The sequence below is a fragment of the Bacillus sp. AP50 genome (assembly GCF_040492675.1).
GTDB lineage: Bacteria > Bacillota > Bacilli > Bacillales > Bacillaceae_G > Bacillus_A > Bacillus_A cereus.
Genome location: NZ_JBEUTW010000114.1, coordinates 1 through 3,610, shown reverse-complemented (window position 1 = coordinate 3,610; position 3,610 = coordinate 1). Strand labels below are relative to the sequence as shown.

Genomic DNA, 3,610 nt, shown 5'->3' with positions numbered 1-3,610 from the left:
AGGTAACACAGGTGCTACTGGTGCCACTGGACCTCAAGGTGTTCAAGGTAACACAGGTGCTACTGGACCTCAAGGTGTTCAAGGTAACACAGGCGCTACTGGACCTCAAGGTGCTCAAGGTAACACAGGTGCTACTGGTGCCACTGGATCAAGGTAACACAGGCGCTACCGGGCCTCAAGGCATTCAAGGACCAACGGGTGCTACCGGCGCTACTGGCATAGGAGTTACTGGACCTACTGGACCTTCTGGTGGACCTACCGGACCTACTGGGCCTACTGGACCTAGCTTCCCTATAGCAACAATTGTTGTAACAAACAATATTCAGCAAACAGTACTGCAATTTAATAATTTTATTTTTAGTACTGCAATTAACGTAAACAATATTATCTTCAACGGCACAGATACAGTTACTGTTATTAACGGTGGTATTTATGTAATTAGCGTATCCATTTCTACAACTGCGCCAGGATGCGCTCCACTCGGAGTAGGAATTTCAATTAATGGAGCAGTCGCAACTGATAATTTCTCTTCAAATTTAATAGGCGACTCACTTTCATTTACTACAATAGAAACATTAGCAGCTGGTGCAAGAATCTCTGTCCAATCTACACTTAATGAGATTACGATCCCTGCAACAGGAAATACTAACATCCGCCTTACTGTATTTAGAATCGCTTAAATTTCACTATATATTGTTTATGACAAATAAAAAAAGAGCGCGGAAACTCGCTCTTTTTTGTTATGTACAATAATTCATTACTATTCTAATTCAATTGAAACATTTTTTTGTGGTACAAATGTAGAAATTGCATGTTTATAAATAAGCTGTTGCTTACCTTCTGTTTCCAGCAGGACTGTAAAATTATCAAATCCTTTAATTAGTCCACGAAGCTGGAAACCATTTAATAAGTACAGCGTAACAAACGTATTTTCTTTACGGAGTTGATTTAAAAACTGATCTTGAATATTGATTGATTGCTTCATGTCGAATCCTCCTCTTTTTCTCTACTTACTATTATTCGACTTTACTTGTAACTTTCCTTCTATGTATCGTAAAATTTCTGACGTTTTTTCACCGTTTGTAACATCAAACCACGTGACATCCATTTTATTACGGAACCACGTTAATTGACGCTTTGCATAACGACGCGAATTCGTCTTTAATTGTGATACCGCATCTTCTAAAGAAACTCGATTCTCAAAATAATCATAGATTTCTTTATATCCAATCGCTTGAATAGATTGACAATCTCGTATCCCTCTATTATACAGCCCTTCTACTTCCTCTAATAGGCCTTGTTCCATCATCAAATCCACTCGTAAGTTAATGCGATCGTATAGCATTTCTCGATCCATTGTCAAGCCAATTAATGAAACATCATAGAGTAACTCTTTTTCTTGTTTCTCAATTTGTTCACTCATTTTTTCACCCGTTGTGCGAAAAATTTCTAACGCCCGAATGACACGTCGTACATTATTTGCATGAATACGCTCCGCACTTTCTGGATCTACTTCTTGCAATTTTTTATGTACATATTCCACACCGCGTTCTAAAGCTAACTTTTCCATTTGCTCTCGGTATATCACATCACCAGCATCATCTGTAAACTGATAATCGAATAAAACAGATTGTATATAAAGACCGGTCCCACCAACTATAATTGGTAATTTACCACGTTCTGTAATTTCTCGAATATGCTTGCGAACACGTTCTTGAAATTCCGCGACAGAAAATGAATCTTCCGGATTTTTTATATCGATCATATAATGTGGAATTCCGTCCATCTCTGCTTTTGTTACCTTTGCAGTTCCAATATCCATCGTTCGATAGATCTGCATGGAATCACCACTAATAATTTCACCGTTCAACGCTTTGGCAAGATTGATACTTAACTTCGTCTTTCCAACAGCAGTTGGTCCAATGATGACAGCAACTTTTTCACGTTGCACTTCTCCCATATCATTCAACTCTCTTTATGTAATATACTCCATCTATTGATTATACCCAATCTTACCAATTTTAACGGCATGATTGCAAGTTCTTTCATTTCGGTACATGAAATTATACAGAAAAAAGAACATAGTTTGTCCAATTCTGCATATACATGATAAAAATAGTTTCGAGAGGATGAGTTAACTATGAAACAATCCACCATCAATTTTTCATCTTTGACAAAAGACCTCATTTTAGCTACTTCTATAAAAGAACAAAATTGTTCACAAGAGGAATTATACTTCGCCCTAAATTGTTTACTACGGGCTTTTCATTCTACCCTCCATGAAACAACATTACATCCAGAAAATAAAAATACAGAATATATACAAACGCAATTTTGCAGTGCATATAAAATTATTACAGGTAAAACTATTTATCCATTTCAATAATCCATAAAAAGCGGCTGCTTACATAATTTCAAGCAACCGCTTTTTATATTAATATCGATAACCTATTGTATAACTTTCACTTTTACAGATTTGCGCCCCCAGCTATTAGCACTACCATCTGAACCGACTAATACATCAATACGATTTCCTTTAATCGCACCACCAGTGTCTCCAGCAATCGCTTCTCCATATCCTTCTACCCATACTTTTGATCCAAGCGGAATTACTTTCGGATCAACAGCAATTACTTTCATATTTGGATTTGCTGTTAAATCATGCCCCATTGCAGTTAATACACGACCACCATACGAACCATTCTCACTCGGATCTGCTGTATATGCCGTCGCTTCTACTGTAATTTCACGACCACCAGTAGGCGCACTTGTTTCAGTAGATTTTGCAACTGGTTTTGCAGCCGGTTTTTCTTTTACCACAGGTTTACTTGATTCTACATTCTTAATAGAATCGTTACTCTTAACAGACTCTTTATTCTTAACTACTGTATTATTTTTAACCGGCGTATTTGTTCTAGCTGGCGCTTCTTCTTGAGCTACAACCTCTTTCTTTTCGATTACAGGGGCTGTTCCTGTTAAAAATGGCACGTGAACATATCCAACTTTTCCATTGTAGTCGAATTGTAACCATTCATTTTGAACTTGATTCGTCGTTTCAATCACATCATTTTTATTAAGTTTACCTAAAATTTCAGAATCAGTATTCGCTCCAGCACGAACATTTAATACGCCCGCCGTTACATAATATGTGCTCTTTGTAAAATCGGCACTTACAAACGCTTCCTTACCGTTCAACTTAATTTTTGTCCATCCATTTTCTGTATTTATAACATCTAGTGTATTCCCACTTAACACTTTACCTACAAGCTTTGACTCTACATTTGGGTTTTCTCTAACATTTAATACGTCTGTTGTTACAATTGTTTCCGCTTTAGCAGAACCCGCAAAAATCCCAAGACCAAAAACTGCTGCTGTTGCTATACCTCATTATAGCAACAGATTTTTAGAATTTTTAGAAATCACACAATTACAAAGCATTCGTAATATACGATTAACGAGTTGTAACATAAATTTCCATATTAATAAAATGTATTTCTCATACAATCTCCAGTGGTTTTCATATATTTTTCATATACGAGCACAAGAACTTTTTTCCAGAAAAAATTACAGTGTTACTTTTTTGTTACAAAAAAGTAACACTTCGTTACAT

4 protein-coding genes and 1 pseudogene are annotated in these 3,610 nt (G+C 36.5%); 2 read left to right on the top strand and 3 right to left on the bottom strand.

Annotation, left to right across the window (positions count from 1 at the left end; genetic code table 11):
* Positions 1-680 (top strand): annotated as a pseudogene (locus ABWK52_RS10255) (Gly-Xaa-Xaa repeat protein); the annotation flags it as partial.
* A gap of 80 nt (positions 681-760) precedes the next feature.
* Here ABWK52_RS10255 and hfq read toward each other — a convergent pair.
* Together hfq and miaA are read right to left on the bottom strand one after the other, a co-directional pair.
* Positions 761-985, bottom strand: a complete 225-nt coding sequence (hfq, locus tag ABWK52_RS10250) for an RNA chaperone Hfq (RefSeq protein WP_000813896.1) — start codon at positions 983-985, stop codon at positions 761-763.
* A gap of 21 nt (positions 986-1,006) precedes the next feature.
* The gene (gene miaA, locus ABWK52_RS10245; protein ID WP_000504958.1) at positions 1,007-1,960 is read right to left on the bottom strand and encodes a tRNA (adenosine(37)-N6)-dimethylallyltransferase MiaA; all 954 of its coding nucleotides are present in this window, start codon (positions 1,958-1,960) and stop codon (positions 1,007-1,009) included.
* A 180-nt stretch (positions 1,961-2,140) separates the two neighbouring features.
* On the opposite strand from miaA, the gene ABWK52_RS10240 reads away from it, so the two are divergent.
* A complete protein-coding gene (locus tag ABWK52_RS10240) occupies positions 2,141-2,386 on the top strand; it encodes a hypothetical protein (RefSeq protein WP_000814426.1) in 246 nt (81 codons plus the stop codon).
* Positions 2,387-2,448: 62 nt separating this feature from the next.
* Here ABWK52_RS10240 and entD read toward each other — a convergent pair whose 3' ends face one another.
* Entirely contained in the window at positions 2,449-3,381 is a 933-nt protein-coding gene (gene entD, locus ABWK52_RS10235) for a cell wall-binding protein EntD (RefSeq protein ID WP_218013375.1), read from the bottom strand.
* Positions 3,382-3,610 lie beyond the last annotated feature (229 nt).

Coding starts and splice junctions, on each gene's coding strand:
- hfq (WP_000813896.1), bottom strand. CDS start 985: ATGAAGCAATCAATCAATATTCAAGATCAGTTTTTAAATCAACTCCGT.
- ABWK52_RS10240 (WP_000814426.1), top strand. CDS start 2,141: ATGAAACAATCCACCATCAATTTTTCATCTTTGACAAAAGACCTCATT.
- miaA (WP_000504958.1), bottom strand. CDS start 1,960: ATGGGAGAAGTGCAACGTGAAAAAGTTGCTGTCATCATTGGACCAACT.